Source organism: Halomonas sp. ALS9 (genome assembly GCF_001651035.1).
Classification (GTDB): domain Bacteria; phylum Pseudomonadota; class Gammaproteobacteria; order Pseudomonadales; family Halomonadaceae; genus Vreelandella.
The window spans coordinates 1-323 of the sequence record NZ_LXRG01000153.1 but is presented as its reverse complement, the minus strand read 5'-3'; the positions used below and the strand labels follow the sequence as shown (position 1 = coordinate 323).

Sequence of the window (323 nt, the reverse complement as noted above, 5' to 3'; positions counted from 1 at the left end):
GCTCTACCCGCATATGACAGTAGAGGGCAACATGGGCTTCAGCATGCGTCTTGCGGGCGTACCCAAAGAGGAGCGCAGGGCCAAGGTGCTGGAAGCAGCCAAAATTCTGCAGCTAGAGCCGCTGCTGGATCTCAAGCCCAAAGCACTTTCCGGCGGTCAGCGTCAGCGGGTGGCGATCGGCCGCGCGATTGTGCGTAACCCCAGTATCTTCCTGTTCGACGAGCCGCTTTCCACTCTGGATGCCGCACTTCGGGTGCAGATGCGCATTGAGCTTGCGCGCCTGCACGACGAGCTTGACGCCACCATGATCTACGTTACCCACG

Annotated in this window: 1 protein-coding gene; it reads left to right on the top strand. The window is 60.4% G+C overall.

All coding sequences use genetic code 11. From position 1 onward, the window contains the following. Window positions 1-323: ATP-binding cassette domain-containing protein (locus A6R74_RS10615; protein ID WP_121499383.1), on the top strand; the 323-nt coding region annotated here is incomplete at both ends.